This window comes from Mesorhizobium sp. 43Arga (assembly GCF_053714255.1).
Window position 1 is genome coordinate 146,380 of record NZ_JBSKBO010000010.1, and the last position, 20,717, is coordinate 167,096.

The 20,717-nt window shown below is 62.6% G+C and carries 22 protein-coding genes; 7 read left to right on the top strand and 15 right to left on the bottom strand.

Annotated features, from left to right (window positions below):
• Positions 1-140 precede the first annotated feature (140 nt).
• The 3 genes from ACWGS8_RS28430 to ACWGS8_RS28440 form a co-directional block, all read right to left on the bottom strand.
• Positions 141-1,037: a DMT family transporter gene (locus ACWGS8_RS28430; RefSeq protein ID WP_454584042.1), complete on the bottom strand. Its 897-nt coding sequence runs from the start codon at positions 1,035-1,037 to the stop codon at positions 141-143.
• Positions 1,038-1,163: 126 nt separating this feature from the next.
• Positions 1,164-1,928, bottom strand: a complete 765-nt coding sequence (locus ACWGS8_RS28435) for an arginyltransferase (RefSeq protein WP_010915563.1) — start codon at positions 1,926-1,928, stop codon at positions 1,164-1,166.
• A 137-nt stretch (positions 1,929-2,065) separates the two neighbouring features.
• Complete coding sequence (locus ACWGS8_RS28440) at positions 2,066-2,536, bottom strand: RDD family protein (protein ID WP_454584043.1); 471 nt, start codon at positions 2,534-2,536, stop codon at positions 2,066-2,068.
• Positions 2,537-2,748: 212 nt separating this feature from the next.
• Here ACWGS8_RS28440 and sthA point away from each other — a divergent pair, with 212 nt between their 5' ends.
• Entirely contained in the window at positions 2,749-4,137 is a 1,389-nt protein-coding gene (sthA, locus tag ACWGS8_RS28445; protein WP_454584044.1) for a Si-specific NAD(P)(+) transhydrogenase, read from the top strand.
• A 23-nt stretch (positions 4,138-4,160) separates the two neighbouring features.
• Here sthA and ACWGS8_RS28450 read toward each other — a convergent pair whose 3' ends face one another.
• From ACWGS8_RS28450 to ACWGS8_RS28470, 5 genes are all read right to left on the bottom strand, one after another.
• Positions 4,161-5,267: a hypothetical protein gene (locus tag ACWGS8_RS28450; RefSeq protein ID WP_454584045.1), complete on the bottom strand. Its 1,107-nt coding sequence runs from the start codon at positions 5,265-5,267 to the stop codon at positions 4,161-4,163.
• Positions 5,267-5,884 (bottom strand): 5-bromo-4-chloroindolyl phosphate hydrolysis family protein, encoded by a 618-nt coding sequence (locus ACWGS8_RS28455; protein WP_454584046.1) that lies wholly within the window; start codon positions 5,882-5,884, stop codon positions 5,267-5,269. The genes ACWGS8_RS28450 and ACWGS8_RS28455 overlap by 1 nt, the downstream gene beginning before the upstream one ends.
• A 14-nt stretch (positions 5,885-5,898) precedes the next feature.
• A complete protein-coding gene (locus tag ACWGS8_RS28460; protein WP_454584047.1) occupies positions 5,899-7,470 on the bottom strand; it encodes a substrate-binding domain-containing protein in 1,572 nt (523 codons plus the stop codon).
• Positions 7,471-7,481: 11 nt separating this feature from the next.
• Positions 7,482-8,561, bottom strand: a complete 1,080-nt coding sequence (locus tag ACWGS8_RS28465; protein WP_454584048.1) for a toxic anion resistance protein — start codon at positions 8,559-8,561, stop codon at positions 7,482-7,484.
• A 319-nt stretch (positions 8,562-8,880) separates the two neighbouring features.
• The gene (locus ACWGS8_RS28470) at positions 8,881-9,528 is read right to left on the bottom strand and encodes an alpha/beta hydrolase (protein ID WP_454584049.1); all 648 of its coding nucleotides are present in this window, start codon (positions 9,526-9,528) and stop codon (positions 8,881-8,883) included.
• Positions 9,529-9,729: 201 nt separating this feature from the next.
• Here ACWGS8_RS28470 and ACWGS8_RS28475 point away from each other — a divergent pair, with 201 nt between their 5' ends.
• On the top strand, positions 9,730-10,908 hold the full coding sequence (locus ACWGS8_RS28475) for an OpgC family protein (protein ID WP_454584050.1): 1,179 nt from the start codon (positions 9,730-9,732) through the stop codon (positions 10,906-10,908).
• 12 nt (positions 10,909-10,920) lie between these two features.
• Here the strand turns inward: ACWGS8_RS28475 and ACWGS8_RS28480 are convergent, their stop codons facing one another.
• On the bottom strand, positions 10,921-11,997 hold the full coding sequence (locus ACWGS8_RS28480; protein WP_454584051.1) for a substrate-binding domain-containing protein: 1,077 nt from the start codon (positions 11,995-11,997) through the stop codon (positions 10,921-10,923).
• 364 nt (positions 11,998-12,361) lie between these two features.
• Here ACWGS8_RS28480 and ACWGS8_RS28485 point away from each other — a divergent pair, with 364 nt between their 5' ends.
• Positions 12,362-12,511, top strand: coding sequence for a hypothetical protein (locus ACWGS8_RS28485; protein WP_454584052.1), 150 nt, complete (start codon positions 12,362-12,364; stop codon positions 12,509-12,511).
• Between the two features lie 17 nt (positions 12,512-12,528).
• On the opposite strand, the gene ACWGS8_RS28490 is transcribed toward ACWGS8_RS28485, so the two are convergent.
• A complete protein-coding gene (locus ACWGS8_RS28490) occupies positions 12,529-12,888 on the bottom strand; it encodes a DUF423 domain-containing protein (RefSeq protein ID WP_454584053.1) in 360 nt (119 codons plus the stop codon).
• Positions 12,889-12,923: 35 nt separating this feature from the next.
• On the bottom strand, positions 12,924-14,177 hold the full coding sequence (locus ACWGS8_RS28495; protein ID WP_454584054.1) for a multidrug efflux MFS transporter: 1,254 nt from the start codon (positions 14,175-14,177) through the stop codon (positions 12,924-12,926).
• 117 nt (positions 14,178-14,294) lie between these two features.
• Between ACWGS8_RS28495 and ACWGS8_RS28500 the strand changes: the two genes are divergently transcribed.
• The gene (locus ACWGS8_RS28500) at positions 14,295-14,960 is read left to right on the top strand and encodes a GntR family transcriptional regulator (protein ID WP_454584055.1); all 666 of its coding nucleotides are present in this window, start codon (positions 14,295-14,297) and stop codon (positions 14,958-14,960) included.
• A gap of 102 nt (positions 14,961-15,062) precedes the next feature.
• Positions 15,063-15,323 (top strand): DUF982 domain-containing protein, encoded by a 261-nt coding sequence (locus ACWGS8_RS28505; RefSeq protein ID WP_454584056.1) that lies wholly within the window; start codon positions 15,063-15,065, stop codon positions 15,321-15,323.
• 55 nt (positions 15,324-15,378) lie between these two features.
• On the opposite strand, the gene ACWGS8_RS28510 is transcribed toward ACWGS8_RS28505, so the two are convergent.
• Positions 15,379-15,525, bottom strand: coding sequence for a hypothetical protein (locus ACWGS8_RS28510; protein ID WP_019857598.1), 147 nt, complete (start codon positions 15,523-15,525; stop codon positions 15,379-15,381).
• A 195-nt stretch (positions 15,526-15,720) separates the two neighbouring features.
• Here ACWGS8_RS28510 and ACWGS8_RS28515 point away from each other — a divergent pair, with 195 nt between their 5' ends.
• Positions 15,721-16,692, top strand: coding sequence for a glycosyl transferase family 90 (locus tag ACWGS8_RS28515; RefSeq protein ID WP_454584057.1), 972 nt, complete (start codon positions 15,721-15,723; stop codon positions 16,690-16,692).
• Positions 16,693-16,811: 119 nt separating this feature from the next.
• On the opposite strand, the gene ACWGS8_RS28520 is transcribed toward ACWGS8_RS28515, so the two are convergent.
• Positions 16,812-17,855 (bottom strand): aldo/keto reductase, encoded by a 1,044-nt coding sequence (locus ACWGS8_RS28520; protein ID WP_454584058.1) that lies wholly within the window; start codon positions 17,853-17,855, stop codon positions 16,812-16,814.
• Positions 17,856-18,133: 278 nt separating this feature from the next.
• On the opposite strand from ACWGS8_RS28520, the gene ppk2 reads away from it, so the two are divergent.
• A complete protein-coding gene (gene ppk2, locus ACWGS8_RS28525; RefSeq protein ID WP_044550210.1) occupies positions 18,134-19,054 on the top strand; it encodes a polyphosphate kinase 2 in 921 nt (306 codons plus the stop codon).
• A gap of 233 nt (positions 19,055-19,287) precedes the next feature.
• Here the strand turns inward: ppk2 and ACWGS8_RS28530 are convergent, their stop codons facing one another.
• Together ACWGS8_RS28530 and ACWGS8_RS28535 are read right to left on the bottom strand one after the other, a co-directional pair.
• Entirely contained in the window at positions 19,288-19,935 is a 648-nt protein-coding gene (locus ACWGS8_RS28530) for a dihydrofolate reductase family protein (protein WP_454584059.1), read from the bottom strand.
• 191 nt (positions 19,936-20,126) lie between these two features.
• Positions 20,127-20,669, bottom strand: coding sequence for a glyoxalase superfamily protein (locus ACWGS8_RS28535; RefSeq protein WP_454584060.1), 543 nt, complete (start codon positions 20,667-20,669; stop codon positions 20,127-20,129).
• Between the last annotated feature and the right edge of the window lie 48 nt (positions 20,670-20,717).

Below are 20,717 nucleotides of genomic sequence, written 5' to 3' on the forward strand. Positions count from 1 at the left end.
AGGCGTGTTGGGATTCAGGTCAGGCCGAGTCGAAAATGGTTGATAACGAGAACCGGAGCGGAGCGTACTTTTCGTACGTGAGCAGCGGAAGCGCAGGAAGCCGCCTTTTGCAGGCCGGCATCAGCTGAATATCGACACGCCTAGACCGGATGGTGCACCGCGAAGTCACCCCGGCGCTTGCGGCCATCATGCAACTGCCAGAGCGAATGGGCGACCAGCGTCACGATCAGGATCGCGCCACCGATCAGGCTGTTGCGGGTCGGCGTCTCGGCAAAGATCATCCACACCCACACAGGCGCCAGCACGGTTTCGAGCAGGTAGAACATCGCCACTTCCGGCCCCGAAATGTATTTCGGCCCGGCGGCGAGACAGAAGAACGAGATCGGCATGATGACGGCGCCGTTGAAGATGATCCACCAGGGCGCGTTCACGTGAAAGCCTTCGCCTGACACCATGAAGGCGGCCAGGGTCATCGGCAGCAGGACGCCGACGAGCGAGGTGAATCCCATGTCCTTGCCGCTGGCGCGCGAGATGGAGATGGCGACCGCAACGAAGAAGGCCGAGCAAAGCGCCATGAAATCGCCGAACAGCTTGCCGGTGCCGACCGATCCGCCGACGATGACCAGCACGCCAAGGATCATGATCAGCATCGCCGCGATTGTCACCAGCCGAGGTCTTTCCCGCAGGAATATCCAGGACAATAGCCCTGCGAACACGGTGTTGAACGCTAGGATGAAAACCAGATCGGCGGTCGAGGTGTGATAGACGGCGGTGACGAAGGTGATCCCTGTCAAGCCATAGCATATCGCCACGATCAGGCCGGACCAGCCGGGGATGAGCGGCGGAGCGTTCCGGCTCAGCGCCCGCCAGACCGACCAGATGACCATGGCGGCGACGAATGTGGTGCAAGTGCGCAGCAGCATGATGGTCCACGCGCCGCCGTCGGCGAGGCGGATCAACGGTATGTCGACAGTCAGCGTCATCCCGCCGATGGCGGTTATCAAAAGGCCCTTCTGGTGATCGTGGTGAGAGGACATGCAGGAACTTTCGCAGGAAATGCAGGCCGACGGTTGACCGGTGCAATGGCGCACTTCGCCAGCCGCCCGGCTGAAAGATCAGCATCCCCTGCCTTGAAACTGTTTAAGCGCGGATCGTGGAAAAACTCAGCGTGAAACCGCTTCGTTGGTGTAGCGCTCCCAGCCCTTGGGGCCGAGATGCTCCTGCGGCATGAAGCGCATCTTATAATTCATCTTGCGCGAGCCGTTGACCCAGTAGCCGAGGTAGACATGGGGCAGGCCCATCGCCCTGGCGCGGGCGATGTGATCGAGGATCATGAACGTGCCGAGCGAACGCTCCTCGAATTCGGGATTGAAGTAGGAATAGACCATCGACAGGCCGTCGGCCATCTTGTCGGTGAGCGCCACCGCGATGAGTTCACCCTGGCCCTTGCCGGTGATGAAGGTGTCGGGCCCGCGCCGCCGGTATTCGATCACCTTGGTGTCGACATGGGTATCCTCGACCATCATGGCGTAGTCGAGCACCGTCATGTCAGACATGCCGCCGCGGCGATGGCGGGCGTCGAGATAGCTGCGGAACAGCGAATATTGCTCGGTGGAGGGCTCGGCATTGTGCATGGCGCCGACGAGGTCGGAATTGTGCTGCAGCACACGCTTCATGTTGCGGCTGGCGGTGAATTCCTGGGCGAGGATGCGCACCGAAACGCAGGCGCGGCAGGTCTCGCAGGCCGGCCGGTAGGCGATGTTTTGCGAGCGCCGGAAGCCGCCTTGTGTCAACAGGTCGTTCATCTCCGACGCCTTGTCGCCAACCAGATGCGTGAACACCTTGCGCTCGAACTGGCCGTCGAGATAGGGGCACGGCGACGGCGCGGTCAGGAAGAACTGCGGCGACTGGGTCGGATGCTGCGTCATCTAAGTCTTGGAAACACTCCTTCGAGTCGCTCTACCTTTGGCGCGGAAAGCAAAAAATTCAACAGGATTGTGAAGATGCGGGCATGCGAACGCCTTCACATTGCGCCGACAAGGCGGGAAAGCCCCGGAAAACATCTTTAGCGGCCGCTACGGCTGACCACCGTGCCGAGCAGAAGATCGTGCAGCGTGCGCTTGCGGTCGGAGAACAAGGTCACCAGCAGCACCAGCGGCGACAGGATGACGTTGCCCGCCCAGAACAGCACGGAATGGACGACCGCGGTCAGCCCATCGATCGGCCTTCCGTCGAGACGATCGAGGCGGATGCCCATCATCTTCATGCCCGTGGTCGCCTGGTCGGCGCTGCCCAGCGTGTTCCAGATGTAGAGAATGGCGACGGTCGGCACCAGGACGCCGAACAGCATCCAGCCGAGACCGAGGGTCAAAAGCCCGAGGAAGAACACCAGTATGGCGAAGGGAATAGTGAGCAGCGCGACGATGACGTAGTCGAGCACGAAGGCGAGGATGCGCCGTGTGCGCACGCCTTCATAGGCCCTGACATCGTCAAGCCGGGTGTTGATGATTTCGCCGTCGAGAACGCGCGCGTTCATGTCATTTCCTCGTAACAAGGCCCGACATAGGGTGCGGGCCGCTCGTAAATGAAATGGTAAAGGCCTGTGTCGGAATCAAGGTCGGGGCTCTCTCCGGCGCGCAGGGCAAGAGCGAGGCGGGACACAATCCGAATCGGTTGAATTTGCCGTGCGGATGGCATTAGCTTGCTGCGGCGCAACAAAGGCGCTCAAGGGCAGAGGGACGGGGCACTATGGACTATGACATGCTGGTCATCGGCAGCGGCCCCTCCGGCCGCCGCGCCGCGGTGCAGTCGGCCAAGCTGGGCAAATCGGTGCTGGTGGTCGACCGCGGCCGGCGTCTTGGCGGCGTCTCCGTGCACACCGGCACTATCCCCTCGAAGACGCTGCGCGAAACCGTGCTCAATCTTTCGGGCTGGCGCGAGCGCGGCTTTTACGGGCGCGGCTACCGGGTTAAGCAGGACATTTCCGTAGGCGACCTGATCGAGCGCCTGCACAAGACACTCGACCATGAAGTCGAGGTGTTGCAGCACCAGTTCATGCGCAATACGGTCAAGAGCGCACGCGCGGCGGTGAAATTTCTCGGCCCCAACAAGGTCAGCCTGACATCGGACAATGGCGATTACAGCGAAGTCGGCTTTGCCAACGCGCTGATCGCGGTCGGTACCAGGCCGCACCGGCCGCGCGATGTGCCCTTCGACAAGACCCGCGTCTTCGACAGCGATGAGATGCTGGAGCTCGACCGTCTGCCGCGCACGCTGACGGTCATCGGCGGCGGTGTCATCGGCGTCGAATACGCCACGATCTTTTCCGCGCTCGATGTGCCGGTGACGCTGGTCGAGCCGCGTCACTCCATCCTCGATTTCGTCGACCGCGAGATCGTCGACGATTTCATCCACCAGATGCGCGATCGCGGCATGACGATAAGGCTTGGCAGCGCGGTGAAGGAAATCCGCTCCAAGCCCGAAACGGCCGAAGTGGAACTGGCCGATGGCCGCACCATCCGTTCGGAAGTCGTGCTCTATGCGGCCGGCCGCACCGGCAATGTCGGCAGCCTGGGGCTGGACGTGGTCGGCATCGAAGCCGACTCCCGAGGCCGCATCAAAGTCGATCCGCAGACGTTCCAGACCAACGTCCCCAACATCTACGCCGCCGGCGACGTCATCGGTTTCCCGAGCCTGGCCTCCACCTCGATGGAGCAGGGCAGGGTGGCTGCCTGCCATGCTTTCGGCGTGCCCTTGCCGCCGCCACCGGAAACCTTTCCCTATGGCATCTACGCTGTGCCGGAAATCTCGACGGTCGGCCAGTCGGAAGAACAGGTGCGTGAGAGTGGTGCGGCCTATGAGGTTGGCGTGGCGCGCTTCCGCGAGACCTCGCGCGGCCACATCATGGGCGTCAACACCGGCTTCCTGAAGCTGTTGTTCTCGATCGAAACGCGCCGCCTGCTCGGCGCGCACATTGTCGGCGAGGGTGCCACCGAACTCATCCATATCGGCCAGGCCGTCATCAATCTCGGCGGCACCGTCGACTTCTTCGTCAACAACACCTTCAACTACCCGACGCTGGCGGAAGCCTACAAGATCGCCGGGCTCGATGCCTGGAACAGGATGGGGCGAGGCTGAACCGGCTTCCTTCCTGGAATTGCTCAGCCGTCCATCTGGTCGAGCAGCGCCAGCATGACGTCGGCCGACGGCATGGGCAGTACCGCCTCGATCTCAGCCGGCCTTACGCCAGCGATGGCGTCAGCGTCGCCCGCCACGGTGCCGAGCGGCCCGCGAAATCCGTGCTTGGACCAGGCAAGCTGTTGCAGCTTCGGGCTGGTCAGCGCCTCCAGCAGCCGGTCGACCGCCGGGTCGATGACGATCAGCGGATGCGCGGAGTAGACGGTCGGCCTGGGGTAGAGGATTTCGGGCTTGGCCCCCATGCCGGCCTGTACCCTTTGCCAGCGCGCCGGGTCGGCGAGCGCCCATTCGACCAGCTGGTTTTCGTAGCCGATCACCATCGGCTCGGCGCCAAGGCCACCGGCGATGTACTGGTCGAACAGTTTTCCTGACGATGACGATTTCAGGCCCATGCTGCGGAAGATCGCCTTGGCCTGGTCGCCGTGCTGAGCCAGCAGCTCCTGCGTCGCCACGTCGCCGCTCATCAGGCTCAGCACAAGGCCGGCGAACATGAAGCCGGAATTGGAGCGGTTGGGATCGGTGGAGACGATGCGCGCCCGGCCATAGAGGTCGCCGATGCCGAGATCCGACCAGTTCTTGCCGGCAAGAATGGCGTCGAGCAAGGCCTTGAGATCGAGCTGGTTGTAGCCGCCCTTGGCGGCGACCGTGACCAGCCCGCTCTTCTTCAACCCTTCGACCACCGGTCCCCAGGTGTAGACGACCAGCGGCGAGTTCAGCACCACCTGATCGTTGCGGATCGCGACACCGCTCTTACGGGCGAGATCGACCATGATCGAGGAGGATGGCCACAGGAACTGTGGCTTCTGCGACAAAAGTGCTGCTTCCCGCACCATCTCGACCGAGCCGGCGACACGCGCGTCGAGTTCCAGCCCGTAGCCGCCGAGCGCATGGGCCACGTCCGGATCGGCAAGAAAAGCCTGCTTCTCGCCTCCGATGAAGCCGAACAGATGCGCCTTGTTGCCGAGATAGCCGCGGAATTCGGGGCGATCCTTGAGCGTCAGATAGCCGCCGGTGCCGGCGGCGGCCGCACCCAGCAGACCCAGTCCAAAAGCGCGGCGCGAAATGGCCATCAGCGACCAATATCCTCTTTCAGCGACTCCTGAATGAGTCGCAGGTCTACGTCGAGCGTACCGAGTTCGGAGTCGGCAAGGCTGTCGGCATAGTGCACGAACCCGTCTTGCAGCTTGGTGATGACCGCGCCGACATTCGCCAGCCGCGCCTGGCTGGGCGCACGCCGGTTGGCCAGCGTTGCGTAGCCTTCCGCTACCTCTGCCGCCTGCGGCACGTAGTAGGTGAGGAAGCGCCGCACCGAAGGCGCGCTGTCGGGCTTGGCCTCGACCTTGGAAATCACATCGGCGGCGATGTCGGAGAGGTTCTTCACCTTCGCCTTCATCTCCTTGTCGGCAATCGTGCCTGCAGCGGCGGCAAGCCGGTCCGCGGCCGGTTGGGCCTGTGCCAGAAGCTCGCGGGCGAACGCGACCCGGCTGCCGGAGAACGAATTCAGATCGAGGCCTTCGAACAGCTGGCGCGGCGCCAGCACGAACACCAGTCCGGCAAAGACCAAAGCCGCGATGACTGCCGACACCAGGAACGGAAAATCGGTAAGCAGGCTCAGCCCGATCAGCAACGCCGCCGAGACAAGGCCCGCCACGATCCAGTTCCAGTCGTTGCCGAACAAGCCACGCATCCTAGCCGCGCATCTCAGTTGTAGCCGCGGGCGGCGCGGAAGGCGCCCGCCAGATCACCGCTGCCGTCGAATACGCGCGCCGAAGTCACCTTGGCAAGGCTGTCGAGCTGGCTCTTGTCGGCATCGCCGAAGGTGATGCCGAACACCGGCACGCGCACCGGCGCCTTGCGCCATTGCTGGAGGAAGAAGTCGGCGCTGCCGTCGGTCCTGCCATCCGTCATGATGATGATCGCCGGCAGGTATTTTGGCAGATCCGGCGTCGCGGTGATCTGCTGCAGCGCCTGTTGGGCGCAGGCATACATGTCGGTGCCGCCGCCGGCGTGCTGGTCGGCGACGGCAGCCAGCAACTGGGCCTGCCCGGCCGCATCGCCGGTCGCTGCGAAATGGGCGCGGACGACACTGTCGAACGGCAGCACAAAAATGTGGTCGGACGGGGTCCACTGTACCAGCACCTGGCTGGCTTTTTCCGGCGTGAACAGGAACTGTGCGGCGGCCTGCAGCTGTTTCTCGCCCTTGTCCTCCATCGAGCCGGAGAAGTCGAAGCACAGTGCCGTCAGCGATGGCTTGCGCAGCGCCTCTTGGTAGAGGTCGAGCGCCTTGCGGATAACCGCCGGCTCCGGCATGCGGATCGACGTCACCAGTTTGCCCGGGTCGAAATTCCAGTCGGGTTCGGCTGCGGCCTGGATCGCCGCGCCGCCAAGCGGCAGCCGTCTGCCGGTGTCGGCGATGCGTTTGCGCACCGCGTCCGATTGCAGATAGGCGAGCAGGTCGGTGAAGAATTTTTCCACCTCCGGGCCGCGCCCATGATCGATGAAGCCGAGCGGAGAATCGCCGACCGCGACGCCTTCGGCCGGATAGACGGCATAGAGCGGCTCCTTGCCCATCTGCTTCAGCCTGTCGTTGGTCTCCTTCAGCGTCGCCTCATAGTTCCACATCGCGTCATAGACGGTGCCCTTGCCGGCGCTGTCGACATAGAGATCGGCGAGCCAGCCCGACGAGCCGGACGAACGCTCGACGCCCTGCAGCAGTGCACTCACCGTTTCACGCACGTTGGGATTGTCGAGATCGCCGGGCTCGATCACTTCCTTGCCGCCGAGCGCGCTGGACAGCATCGCCAGATAGGCGCTGGCGCCGGAATTGGACTGCGTCGCCGAGGTCATCAGGAATTTGAGCTTGCCGTCCTTCACCGCGGCCAGGATATCCTTCATGAAGACCGGCTTGCCGACCCAGCCAAGCTCTTCGGCCTTGGATTTGCGCACCCCCAGAATGACCGGCATCTGCGCGATCGAGGTCAAATTGCGCACCTTGCGGCTGGAATCGAACAGGTCCACCCACACACTCGAAGCCGGCCAGACCGCGTCCTGGTCGAGGCCTGCAGGCCGCTGCAGGCCAAGGCCGATGTCGAGCGAGCCTTCATAGGCGAAGGTGCAGGTGGCGCCTTGTTTGGCACAGAATTCCTGTACGATCGGCTCCAGCACCGTGTTTTCGGAACCCGAGACGATCGAGAATTTGACGTTGCTCGAATTGCAGGCGGCCAGAAGCACCGCGATGGCCAGCAGCAGAACGGACGTCAGCGTCTTCGGCATGGCGGTTCCGATCAGGCCTGGGTCAGCGCTTTCTTCAGATCGAGCGTCATCTGGTCCATCTGCTTTTCAGCGTCGGCCCGCTTCTGGCGGCCCTCCTGCTGGACCTTCAGCACGCCCTGCACCGTGTCGATGAGGTCGCGATTGGCCTGCGCCAGCGTTTCGACGTCGACGATGCCGCGCTGCGCCTGTTCTTCGATCGAGATCGCCTGGTCCTTCATCATCTTGGAGGTCTGGCGGATCATCTCGTTGGTGGCGTCGGTCACCGTCTTTTGCAGTTCGAGCGCCGATTTCTGGTTGGTCAGCCCAAGCAGGATGACCATTTTCTGCTTCCAGGCCGGCACGGTCAGCGCCGACGTCGCCTGTAGATTCTCGATCAGCGTCTCGTCGCCGGATTGGACGATGCGGATCTGCGGCAATTGCTGGATACCGAGCTGGCGCGCCTGCACCAGGTAGAAGACGCGCTTTTCCAGACGGTCCAGCGCCTGCACCGCGTCCTGGTAGGTCTGCGCCTCCAGCGTGCCGCCAACGTCGCCGCCGGCCGAATCCGCTGCGGCCTTCAGTTTGGGCAGCTCGTTGGTTCGATAATCGTCGACGAATTTCTTGCCCGCCTGCACATAGGCATCAAGCTTGACGATGGAGTCCTTCGTCTGCTCGTGCAGGTCGTCGAGCACGGCGATATCGCGTCGCAGCGTGTCCTTGTGGCGGTCGAGTTCCAGGCCGATGCGGTCGATCTGCCCCGCCACGTCCTCGTATTTCTCCTTGAAGCGCTCGAGCCTCGCCTTGAAGGAGGAAAACAGATTGCTCAAAAACCCCTGATCCTTCAGCGAAGCCGGATCAAGGTTCTTGGCTTTCATGATGATGTCGGTCAGCAGGTCGCCGGTGTCGCCGAGATCGCGGTTGCGCAACTGGGACAGGATTTTGTCGGCGTAGTCGCTGACGGCCTGCTGGGCGCGGTCGCCGAAGACCGAAATCGCGGCGCGGTCGCGCACGTCGATGCCGGTTTCAATCCTGGCGATTTCGGCCGGATTGGCCGCGATGACAGGCAATTGCGAAGTGTCGTCGAGCAAAGTGATGCTGTTCTTGTCGGCCATGCAGACCTCCCCTCAGTGAACAGTATCTCGATAGAGCGGATGTAACAGACATATGTCGCCGCTGTGGACAATGGAAGCCCCGGGCCATTTCGTTGGTGAATAGTTACTTTTGTCGCACTTATTCAGCCGCTTCCTGCAGCGGTTCGGCTCGCCGGGCGCCGAAGAGCAGAGGCAGGCACAGGACATAAAGCGCCGCGCCCGCGACCCAAACCGTTCCTGGAAAGACTGCGGGCGTGCGGACTTGCTCTGCTGATTGCCGGAGCGGAGACAGGGATCGTGGCCGAGTCTTGATCGGGACGGCACCCGCCGGTTCAGCCTATCAGCTCATATGCAGCCATTGCCTGACGATCGCCGCGTCCGGATCGCCGATATCATGGCCTGACGCAATGATCCGGGCGTCGACCTCGGCGTGGTGCCGGCTGAGCAGCGTCACCAGCGCCGGCGCGAACGGCCCGTAAGTCTCGTCGGCGGCTCCGGCGATGAGCAGCGTCCGTATTCCAGCGAGATCCGTCGCCGGCACATCGTCGAGCACCGGCATAGGTCTCAACAGCGCAGCCCGGCGGACGATGCCTGGATGAAGCAGCATCAGGCTGGAAACCAGATTGGCGCCGTTCGAATAGCCGAGAAAAGTTGCGTGATCGAGATTAACCCCATGGCGGCTGGCGGCCTCGCTCGCGAATGTCGCGAAAGCCGCCGTTTCGGCAAGGATGCTTTTCTGTTCGAAGCGCGTCGGGTCTATTCGCTCGAACCAGCGGAAACCGCCTTCCTGGGGGATGCGGCCACGCGCCGCGACCAGCGTGGCTGTGGGCGCGATCCGTCTCGCCAGCGGCACCAGAGTGGTCTCGTCCACACCCGATCCATGCAGCAGGAACAGACACTCACGGTTCTCCTTGCCGGCGCCCAGGAGGCGATAGGGAAAGGGCAGATCCATGAGCAGCGGGCTGTTTTCGATGCCGTCGCCGATCATCCCGCATCCCCTTGATTATATGAGGTTCTGCTCATTTTGCCGGCTTCAAAACGCAATATTTTCATGCTCCGCGAAAGTTGATTGAACCTGGCGCATTCCGGCCCGTTTATGCGCCGATATACTCCGCGTGGGAGGAATCGAAGCGGTGCGCCGGGGGTCGCATTGCTGGACATGAACAACCAGCTTTGAGGCCTTTTGTCGATGACTACCCCTATTTCGCCCGAACGCGATACGCGTATCGATGTGTTGCGCGCATTGGCGTTGCTGACCATTTTCATCGATCATGTGCCGGGCACGGCGTTCGAGACCCTGACCTACAAGAATTTCGGTTTTTCGGACGCGGCCGAGGCATTCGTGCTGATTTCCGGCATTTCTGTCGCGCTCGCCTACGGCACGAAGTTCCGGCCGGGTGGCCGGCTTCTGGCCACGCTGAAGATGTGGCGGCGCGCAGGCATGCTCTATGTCGCCCATATCGTCACGACGATGGTGGTGATCGCCTTGTTCTGCACGGTGGCCGTGTTCACCAGGCGGCCGGAACTGCTGGAACTCATCAACATCGAGCCATTGATGAAGAACACGCCGGAAGTGCTGGTCGGCATCGTCACGCTCGGCCATCAGCTTGGCTACAACAACATCTTGCCGGTCTATGCCGCGCTGCTTCTGATGGCCCCGGCCTTCGTCCTGTTCATCAGCTACCGGCCCGTCGCGGCACTTGCCGCCTCCGGTGCGCTGTGGCTCGTCGCCGGCATCTGGCAGATCGCCCCGCCCAATTATCCCGAGCCCGGCTTCTGGTTCCTGAACCCGCTGTCCTGGCAGTTCCTGTTCAACATCGGCGTCGCGGCCATGCTGCATGTCAGGCGCGGCGGCGTCATTCCGGTCAACCGCTGGCTGGTCGGCGCGGCCGCGGCCTATGTGGCGACGGCGCTGGTCTGGGTGCACAGCCCGCTCTGGGGGCAGATAACCTGGTTCAAGCTTCCCGTGGTCATCGGCGGCTTCGACAAGACCTTCCTGTCGCTGCCGCGTTTGTTGCACATTCTGGCGGTCAGCTACCTCATCGTCGTCTTGCCGGCGCTGTCGAATCTGTTCCGCACCGGCCCTGATCACCCGCTGGCGATACTGGGAAAACGCTCGCTGCCGGTCTTCATCGCCGGCACGGTGATCGCCATGCTCGCGCAGGTGATGAAACTGATCAATCCGGGCGGGTTTGCCTATGACACCCTGCTGCTTTCGGCCGGCATCGCCATGCAGTTCGCGCTCGCCTTCTATCTCGAATGGCTGTCGACCATCGGTGGCTCGGGCAAGGTTCGCGCGCCGCAAAAGGATGTCACGCCGGTGCGTGCGCCTTTTGGCATCTCCGCGGTGGCGAGGGTTAATCGCTGAGGGCCGGGCGGTTCAGCCGCGCGGCGGAGCCGACGAGGCCCGCACGATCAGTTCGACAGGCAGTTGCCGGCGATTTGTCGTGCCGTCGTTTTCCAGGATCGCCTTGACGGCGAGACGGCCGATTTCGGCAATCGGTTGGGCGACGGTGGTCAATGGCGGCTCGGATGCCGCGGCTTCCGGAACGCCATCGAACCCGACGACCGAAACATCGTTGGGGACGTGGAGCTTGCGCGCTCTCAGCCATTCGAGTGCCACCAGGGCCATCCTGTCCGACATCGCCAGAATCGCCGTGGGCGGTTCGGCGGCGCCGAAGATCGCCTCGAGTGCCGCGATCGTGCTGGTCACATCGTTGGCGGTCTCGTAGACGGGTACTTTGGATGTGTCGACGCCTACCCGCGACAACTCCTGGAAATAGCCGGTGAGCCGGTCTCGCGTCCCCACATAAACCGCGGTTTGCACCTGTTCGGGGGAAACGGGGCCTGTCCTGCCGTCGACAAACTCGAGCGCCAGCACGGCAAAGCGGCGATGTCCAAGCTCGGTGAGATGGCGCGCCGCCATGGCCGCGCCAGCGACATTGTCGATGCCGATTGTCGCGACCGACCCATCCTCGGAAGCGAGGTCGAGTGCCACGAAAGGCAATTTGCGCTCGCGTGCCAATTGCACCAGGCGTGAACCGCCTTCGATACAAAAGACGATGAAGCCGTCGACCAGGGCGCTCTGGATGTTCCAGGCAAGCTGCTCGTTGTTGGCGGCCGAGACCAGCGAGATGCCTGCCCCAGTCGCGTCGCAGGCCTGCGAGATGCCCGCCATCATCACACGCGCGAAGGGGTCGTCGAAGAAGTAGGAGAGGGGTTCTGCCGTCGCGACGCCAATGGCGTTGACCTTGCCCGCCCGCAGCAGACGGCCCTTGGGGTCCGGTCCGCCATAGCCCATCGCTTCGGCCGCCGCCCTGACCCGTTCGCGGACTTCCTCGCGCACGATCTCGGGACGGCTGAAGACATTGGATGCGGTGCCGTGCGAAACCCCGGCGGCCTTGGCGATGTCGGCCAGTCGAACGGGTCTTCGATTGTCTGCGGTGAGTGACGCCATTGGGCATGCCTCCTGACATGCATTTAGCACGTTCCGGATTTGCATCTAGCACTTTCGTTGGATCGATTCAAATTTTGCTTGACCGGAAATGCCTAGAGGCATATGTTTGAATCGATCCAAGCTGCAGATTTGTTCTGCTGAATGACAAAGGGAGGTGCACCATGCATCCCGTCAACTATCTGTTCGAGGACATCTATCGCAACCACTGGAGTATCGCGTCGGGCGCCAAAGGCTCCAGGCGCCGGGGCAGGGCCGGCCCATGGATTCGCGACCTTCGCTTCCTTGTGGAGCGCAGGCGAAACTGACGTCGCTTCTATTTGTTCGCCAATTGGATCGATTCAATTCAATTCAAGGGAGAAAAGCCATGCATCCCATCAAACATCTGTTCGAGGACATCTATCGCAACTACTGGGGCATCGCCCCGGCTACCGAGCGGCCGAAGGTGCGGCGCCTGACGAAGCCGGCCGCGCGCAATCGCGATCTTTGGGCTCGTACCGAGCGCCCCAGGGATTGATACCTGCATAGTTGGTCTCAGGAACGTGGACGCACCAGGGCGGAAATCGCTATCCCCAGCCAGCCGACGATGAGCAGTGTGCCTCCGATCGGCGCCGACATTGGAAACAGTCTCGATCCGAGGAAATCGCGGGCGAGGAGATCGCCCGCGAAAAGCAGGAGCCCGACAAGCAGGACGAGGCTCGCAATGCGCAGGCAGCGATTCGCGCCGACGAGGCCGATGGCGAGGAAGACCGGCGCGTGCATCAAGAGGAATGAGGCGGCGGTGCCCGTGAAGGCGCCACCGCGGTGCGCGGCCGCTGCCGACAGCGCCACGCCCGCGGTTCCGACTAGACCGCCGGCAAACACATGGAGACGGCTGGGTTCGGCGGAATTCATGTCGGCCGGCTCCTCTCGCAACAATCTGGAGCCGCTCAGGACTCACTTGACTCCAGCGCCATATGGCGCAAGCGCCGCGACTGGACAATCCAGTTGTAGACGGCGCCGCCGGCCATCAGCGCCGATGTCCCGAGGAACACCGCCCGCATGCCGAAATGACCGCCGACGAAGCCGCCGGTCAATGGTCCCGCAACCTGCCCGACATACTGCGCCGAGATCGCCAGGCCAAGCACGTTGCCGCCGACGCCATCCGGGATGTTGTGGCGGATGACGCTGGTGATGCAAGGCAGCAAGCCGCCGAGCGCCAGACCCATCACGAAGCGCAATCCGATCAGTTGCCAGCCATTGGTGATGAAGGCCTGCGGAATGAGCAGCAGGGCCGAGACGGCCAATGCCCCGACGACGACGTTCCAGTGGCCGACGCGGTCGGCGAGCTTGCCGAGCCAGGACGCCGACAGGATGGTGCCCAGCGCAGCCGCCGACATCACCACGCCGGCGACCATGGTCACCCGGCTCTGATCCTCGATGAGCTGCTGCACATAGACGGTGATGATCGGCTCGATCGACATGTTGGCGAAGGCCAGCAGCATGCCGGTTGTCAGCATGGCCACGACCGGTCGCTTGTCCGGAATCCGTGACCAGCCGCTTTTCGGCCTGGTGCCCGATTCCGCCTTTGCCGGCTTTGGGCGCGGGGTCTCCTTGATGAGGAAGGTCGTTGCCAGGAAGGCAAGGAAGATGACGCCGCCGGACAGAAGGAAGGTGGCGCGAATGCCGATCACCGGCGGCAGCACACCGCCCAGCAGCGGGCCGACCAGCGAGCCGGCCGTTATCCCCGCCGACAGGACACCCAGCGCCCAGCCGGAACGGTCCTTGGGCGTCTGCATGGCTACCAGTATGGTCGACCCCGAGGAATAGCCGCCGGCAAAGCCGATCAGCAGGCGCAGCAGCACCAGTTGCCAGACCGTCTCGACCATGCCGGTCAGCGACATGCAGATCGCCATGCCGAAGCTGGCGCGCACCAGCATCACCTTGCGGCCGTAGTGGTCGCCCAGCCGCCCCCACAATGGCGCGACCAAGGCCGCGGCGAAGAAGGTGGCGCCATAGGCGATGCCGGACCATTGCACGATGGCGGCATGACCCTGCGCGCCGAGCTGTTCCACATAAAGCGGCAGGAAGGGCAACAGGAGGGTCATGGCGATGAGCGTGCTGAACGAGCCCGCGAAACAGACGGCGAGATTGCGCCGCCAGTGGATATTGTAGCCGCTCTGTTGCGTGTCTTCCTGTGTCATGTCCTGCCTGCTCGATATCAGCGCTTGTCGCGGATACCACTTTGGGATACCAAGATGGTATCCGTCATGAACTCCAACCCAGCTGCTGTCAATGCGGCTTCGGAACAAGGAAGCGCTATGTCGCAGATGCAGAATGTCGAACGGCAGTTGCGCGAGATGATCCTGGGGCTCGAGATCGGTCCAGGCGAGAAACTGACAGAGCGTTGGATCGAAGGCCGCTTCGGCGCCTCGCGCACGCCGATCAGGGCAGCACTGCTGCGGCTGGAGACCGAGGGGCTGGTGGGCAGGGATGGCCGCGGCTGGACCGTATCGCCCATCAATCTGGCAGAGCTCGAGCAGATCGCGGTCTATCGCGAAGCGGTCGAGGTCGCGGCGATCCGGCTGACATGCATGCACGCCGAAAGCAGCGCCATCGACGTGATCGAGGCGATGCTCGATTCCTGCGACGACAATACGCCGCGCGAGGAGTGGCATCGTGTCGGCATGGATTTTCACATCGAGCTGGCGCGCCTGTCGGGCAACGAATTCCTGTTCAGGGCCGTGCGTGACGCCATGACGCGCCTGTCGCGCGCCCGCTGGCTGGAAGTGCGTGATGAGGCGGCCCTTGGTCGCGCCTGGGCCGAACACCGCGCCATTCTGGCCGCGGCACGCCTTGGCGATGCCGATGAAGCGGCCCGGCTGCTTTCTGCCCACATCGTCGGCAGCCGCGACCGGCTGGTGACGTCGCTCGCCAACGACCGACGCGGCCTTCGCGCCAGGGGATTTGCCGTCGTGGCTGCTTAGCGCCGCTGTAGGGCAGGGCGCTCGCCGGCAAAAACAGGCGGCGCCTGACGCCAAGCCCACTTTCGGCCTCGCTTCACGGACGCCGATGGCGTAAGAGCGGCGATGGAAAACAACCGATTTGAAACACCCGTGACCGTAAAGTCCGTCACGGCGGGCAGCACTCAGCTCTTGCGTACGGCCCGCGAGGCATCCGAATACCTCCTCAACAGCTGGCCCGGCAAGCGCAGTCCCAAGCATCGCGCGGCGCTGCAGGCCTGCCACGATGCGCTGGCCGGCGACAAGCCGGCCATGATCGCGCGGCGCGCCTTTATCGCCGCGGCGCGCGAAGTGGACGTTTTTGTCAGCGACAAGGCTCCTGCCTGACGCAGAGCCATTAGGCTGGATTGAGGCAAGGCCCGCATGTGCGGGCCTTTTGCCGTCATTCCGCCGTTTCGTTTTCGATCTCTGCCTCGGGCTTGGAACGTTCGCGCGCGGCAACCTTGGCCGCCAGCTTTTCGGCCTTCTTCGCAGCCTTCTGCCGGTCGCGTTCCTTGCGTTCCTGATCGTAGTTTGGTGCTCGCGCCATGTCGGCTCCTTTTGACTTGCCTTGCGGCTCTGACCCTGCCTAGGAGCATTAGCCGTCAAACACAACAGCTGAAACGACAGTGTGCGCGCGCGGCCCCGGCGATCGGGGGGCTTGCCAGATCGGCGCCATAATGATGTAGGAAACGCGGGCGCCAGCGTATTTGAGAGCTGCCCGTTTGTTTTGACCAAGTGAATCATGGCTACAATTGCGCGGACGTCGGCAAGGGTTTTCTACTATGCGCGAAACATCGTGCGCGATGTCATTCCGCAAGCCCTGTTTCGCCGCAGGCTGGCCACTCGCCTTGAACAGGCCATGCTTTCCGACGATGCGGCACGCCGGCGGTTGAATTACTACAACAAGCTGCAGGCTGGTTTCGTGCCAAGCGCCAACGCGGTGCGCATCAGCAAACTGCCCTTCACGCCGACCATGTACTACTACGACCTGAAGGAATTCGCCCGCTATTTCGATCCCGGATTGCTCATCGACGTCGAATTCGGTGACGTCAGGGATGTGCCGAAGGTGCCGGCGATCGTGAAGGATCGGCCGATCCGCGATGACGACCAGAACGCGGTCATCATGAAGCTCGACAAGTTCCGTCACTTCCAGATGCCCGCTGACACCATCCCGCTCGCCGACAAGTTGCCCATGGTGGTCTGGCGCGGCGACCTCAACAATCCGATCAGGACACGGTTTCTGCAAGCGGTGCGCGACCTGCCATTCTGCGATGCCGGCTCGCACAAGCCGAACGCACCGGCCGAATATGCCAAGCCCTTTCTCAGCATCAGCCAGCATCAGCGCTACCGCTACATCGTCTCGCTCGAGGGCAATGACGTGGCGACCAACCTCAAATGGATCTTGAACTCGAAGTCGCTTTGCCTGATGCCGCCGCCGACATACGAGACATGGTTCGCGGAGCGGCAGCTCGAGGCCAATGTCCACTATGTGCCGCTCGATCCGGATTTCGCCGATCTCGGCGAAAAGGTGCGCTATTTCGAACGGCATCCGGCACAGGCCGAGCGCATCATCGCTGCGGCCAACGCCTATTGCCGGATATTTTCCAATGAGCGGGACGAGCAGGCGATTTCCCTGCTCGTGCTCTACAAATATTTCGTGCTCAGCGGCCAGATCGAATCCGATCCCGAACTCTGGCGCTTCATCGAGGGCTAGCGCGCCTCCGCCGAGAGCAATTCCAGGAAAAGTGTGAAACGGTTTCCGTACGGAATTGCGTCAAAACAAAGAGTTAGAGCGGTTCGCCGTTTACGTGAAACGGCGAACCGCTCTAATGGTCAGATCACGCTGCGGTCGAGAACCATGTCGGCGGGTCCGAAGCGATCCTTTGCCGTCAATTGCTGGTGCCAGTAGGGGTAGAGCAAGGGCGGGCGGCTGACCGCGTCGAGGCGCTGGCGTTCCTCAGGGTTGAGCGCCAGGCTTGCGGCCGCGAGATTGTCCTTGAGCTGGGCATCGTTGCGGGCGCCGATCACCAGCGAGGAGACGGCGGGGCGGCCGAGCAGCCAGGCAAGTGCCACCTGTGCCGCCGATACGCCGCGGGCCTTGCCGATCTCGACCAGCACATCGACGATCCGCCAGAGCCGGTCCTCGTCGCGGATCGGCGGCTCGGACCAGCCGGCGAGTTGCCGTGCGGTCGGGCTGTCGCGGTGGTATTTGCCGGACAGCAGGCCGCCGGCGAGCGGGCTCCAGACCAGCACGCCCAGTCCCTGGTCGACCGAGATCGGCAGCAGTTCATATTCAGCCTCGCGTGCCTCCAGCGTGTAGTGGATCTGCTGGGTGACGAAGCGCTGCTGGTGACGGCTGTCGCTGATGGACAGCGCCTTCATCACCTGCCAGCCGGACCAGTTGGAGCAGCCGATATAGCGCACCTTGCCCTGGTGGACCAAAGTGTCGAGCGCCGCGACCGTTTCCTCGATCGGGGTAAGCCCGTCCCACTGGTGGACGAAATAGATATCGATGACGTCGGTCTTCAGCCGCTTCAGGCTCTTCTCGCATTCGCGGATCAGGTGGTGGCGCGACAGGCCTTCGTCGTTCGGCCCGCTGCCGATCCGCATGCGCGCCTTGGAGGCGATCAGCACGTCGTTCCTGCGCTTGCCGCCGAGCGCCTCGCCGATGATCTCCTCCGACAGGCCGTTGGAATAGACATTGGCGGTGTCGATGAGGTTGATGCCGGCGTCGATGGACATGTCGATCATGCGCCTGGCTTCGGCAAGATCGCTGTTGCCGACCGCGGCGAAGGGCCCGGTGCCGCCGAAGGTCATGGTGCCCAAAGTCAGTGTCGAAACCTTCAGGCCCGAACGGCCAAGGGTGCGGTACTCCATGTCAGTCCTCGCGATTGTGTTGAATGGGGGCGGGGCCAAAGGGCAGCCCGGAATGCAGCGGGGATTTGTAGGACAATAGGGCCGGCTTGTCGCCATGCCATGGCGATGGATCGATTGGACATGGGCCCCAGCGGCCGCTATATCGCGCCTGGGCTGCAATAAAACCGTCACTGCCGGTCTATATTGAAGTCGGCTCAGGTGTTTCCCTTCCCGGCTGCTGGCCAGCAATTTGGGGCGCCGCACGGGAACCGACAGGGCTTGCAAGCGGAGCAGTGCAAATGACTGAGCTAAGACAGAATTCTCCCGCCAAGGACTGGCTCGAAGCCGAACTCGCCGACACGCTCGACGAAGATTATGAGCTCGAAATGTCGGAGCCGGCGCTGTCGATGGAGATCGCCAAGATCTACAAGAACGCGCATCCGCCTTCGATCGACCGCATGCAATATTTTCGCGACCTGATCACCCTGCAGTCCGAATTGATCAAGCTGCAGTCCTGGGTCGCCTACCACAAGAAGAAGCTGGTGGTGATTTTCGAGGGCCGCGATTCCGCCGGCAAGGGCGGCGTCATCAAGCGCATCACCCAGCGGCTCAACCCGCGTATCTGCCGTGTCGTCGCGCTGCCGGCTCCGACCGAGCGCGAAAAGTCGCAATGGTACTTCCAGCGCTATGTCCCGCATCTGCCGGCAGGCGGCGAGATCGTGCTGTTCGACCGCTCCTGGTACAACCGCTCCGGCGTCGAACGGGTGATGGGTTTTGCCGATGCGGGCCAGGTCGAGGAATTCTTCCGCGACGTTCCCGAGTTTGAGCGCATGCTGGTGCGATCCGGCATCACCGTGGTCAAATACTGGTTCTCGATCACCGACGAGGAGCAGCAGATGCGCTTCCTGATGCGCATCCATGACCCGATGAAGCAGTGGAAGCTATCGCCGATGGATCTGCAGTCGCGCGTGCGCTGGGAACAGTACACCAAGGCCAAGGAAGAGACCTTCGCTCGTACCAACATTCCAGAGGCGCCCTGGTTCATCGTCGAGGGCAATGACAAGAAGCGGGCGCGGCTGAACTGCATCGATCATCTGCTCAAGCAGATGCCGTATGAAGAGGTGCCGCACGAGGAGATCACGCTGCCGGAACGCGTCTTCAATCCTGAATACGAGCGCCAGACGCTGCCGCGCGAGCTTTACGTGCCGGAGAAATATTGAGAACTTTTTCCCTCTCCCCGTTTCACGGGGATGTGAGAAGTGGTCTGCGCAGCAGACGAAAAGCCAACTGCCTGGCTTTTCGAACGACGAACGCCGAAGGGCGGATGAGGGGCAGCGCTGGCGTTGATGAATTTATTGCCGTCGGACGCTCTAACTTCCAAACGTCAGCGCTGCCCCTCATTGCCCTACCGGGCATTTCTCCCCCGCATGGTGACGGGGAGAAAGAGCCGCAACTACGCCCGCTTGATCACCACATGCGTGGCAAGCGGCGTCGCCACCTGCTCGGTGCATTGATAGCCGAGCTTCAGCATGTCCAGGCCGGCGAAGAGGTTCTCGCCCTTGCCAAGCAGCACCGGCGAGATTGCCAGATGCATCTCGTCGATCAACCTCTCCCGCAGATATTGCCGGATGGTGGCGACGCCGCCGCCGATCCGCACGTCCTTGCCGCCGGCGGCCGCCTTCGCCTGCTCGAGCGCCGAATGGATGCCGTCGGTCACAAAATAAAAGATCGTGCCGCCTTCCATCGTGATGGGCGCCCGCTCGTGGTGCGTCAGCACGAAAACCGGCACATGGTAGGGAGGGTTGTCGCCCCACCAGCCCTTCCAGCTGTTGTCAGGCCATTCGCCGCGGATCGGCCCGAACATGTTGCGGCCGAGGATCCAGGCGCCGATATTTTCGAAACTGCGCGCCGCGAACGCCTCGTTGATATCGGTGGTGCCGCCATCTTGTCCGAGCACCATCTCACGGAAAGTGCGAGTGTCGACAAACCACTTGTGCAAGGATTCCCCGCCGATGCCGAGCGGATTTTGCAGATCCTGATCGGGACCGGCGCCATAGCCGTCGAGCGACAGGGTGAATGCGTTGACACGCAGCTTGGACATGAAAGTCTCCTCGATAACCAGTTGTATTTTGCAATCAGTTGTTGTGTAGCAAACTGATTGCGAATTGCAAGCGCTATTTTCCAAGGCGAAAGGCAAGTACCCGGGCCTCGCCGCCAGGCGATGTCCGTATTGTTTCGTGATGATCGGTTCGACGGCAACTGGCGGCCGCCGGAATGGGCCGCCCCATCAGCTCATTCACCAGTGAGTTCCATGAAGCGGATATGGTTGCTGAACGGGTCGATGACCTCGACCGTCAGCCGCCCGTCCCCATGTTCCAGGCCGGGTTTCATGTAGCGGTAGTCCTTGCCCGCAAGTTCCTTGTGGAAGTCGCGAATGCCTCTCATGTAGACGACCATATTCCCGCCGGGTGTCGCGTCGCCGGCATGTTCGGACAGGTGCAGGATAAGGTCGCCGCGCGAAACCTGCGTGTAAAGCGGGAAGTTGTCGCCGTAGCGATGCTCCCAGTCCACGCTGAACCCGAGGAAGCCGAGGTAGAATTCGTGGGCCTTGGCAACGTCGAAGATGCGCACGATCGGCGCCGTCCGTTCGAAGACGATCGTCTCCTGCCTGCCAGGCGACGCCTCGATCTTCGCCGACAGGATGTTCCAGCTGGCTAGTCCGAACTGGCGCGCGACGATGTCCAGCGCCTCGCTGTGGTTGATCGTCAGGTCGCGGTCGGCAAGCGCTTCCCGCATGGCTTTCGCCATGGTCCTGGCATCACGATAGGCAAGCATGTCCGTTTCCTCGGGTCACGGCGATGTCTTCGTCAGTGCCCCCCATTG